At 71.5% G+C, this 957-nt stretch carries 1 protein-coding gene; it reads left to right on the top strand.

Going from position 1 to position 957, the window contains the following annotated elements:
• Positions 1-171 precede the first annotated feature (171 nt).
• Positions 172-957 (top strand): HAMP domain-containing protein (locus EFL26_RS08495; protein WP_123222475.1); only part of this gene is annotated, 786 nt, incomplete at its 3' end.

Raw genomic sequence — 957 nt, 5'->3', positions numbered from 1 at the left:
AACATCACCGCGGTGGCGCGGGCGGCGACCGACACCACCTCCGGTGCGGGCAACACCGCCCAGGCTGCCGACGAGCTGGCCCGGATGGCTGCCGAGATGCAAGAGCTCGTCGGCCAGTTCACCTACTGACCCACCCACACAGCGGTAGAACGCACCCACGGAAGGATTCGCATGACGCGGCGGTTCTCGGACCTGAGCATCCAGACCAAGATCGGAGCGATCGTCCTCGTGGCGGTCGTCGCGATCACGACTCTCTCGGTGGTCTCGTTGCGCAGCCTCAGCCAGGCGGCCCGTACGACGGACAAGCTGGGAACCGCCACGGCAGCGACCGCCCACGCGTCGAACACCGACATGATGCACGACGCGGTCCGGGCCGACGTCCTGGAAGCGCTCATCTCCCAGGACAAGGCCCAGGCCGTCGCCGGTGACCTCGCCGACCACGCGAAGACGCTGCAGTCGGAGCTGGCCGCCGTGCGCGGGTCCGGGCTCGGTCCCTCGGTGTCCCGGGCCGTGGACTCGGTCGGGTCCGACGTGCAGGAGTACCTGGCGCAGGCGAAGGCGATGGTCGCCGAGGCCGGCGCGGACCCGGCGGCGGCCCGCCTGGACTACCCGACCTTCCTCACGGCGTTCAAGAAGCTCGAGGGCTCGCTGCCGACGGTGGCCGCCAGCGTGCAGCGGGTCGTGGACCAGGACCGGGCAGCCGTGAAGAACGCCCGGACCGCGGCGACCCGGACGATCCTGGTCTCCGGCCTGCTGGCGCTCGTGCTGCTGACCGGCCTCGGCTGGCTCGTGGCCCGGGCGATCGTCCGTCGGGTCCGCCACGCCGTGGACGCGCTGGAGAAGGTCGCCGGCGGCGACCTCACCCTGCAGCTCGAGATCGAGAGCCGCGACGAGACCGGCCGCATGGCGGTCGCGTTGAACAGTGCGCTCGGCCGCCTGCGTGGGTCGATGTCGTCG

Origin of the sequence: Nocardioides pocheonensis (genome assembly GCF_003725535.1) — a bacterium.
GTDB lineage: Bacteria > Actinomycetota > Actinomycetes > Propionibacteriales > Nocardioidaceae > Marmoricola > Marmoricola pocheonensis.
This window is presented reverse-complemented; position numbering and strand designations above follow the sequence as displayed.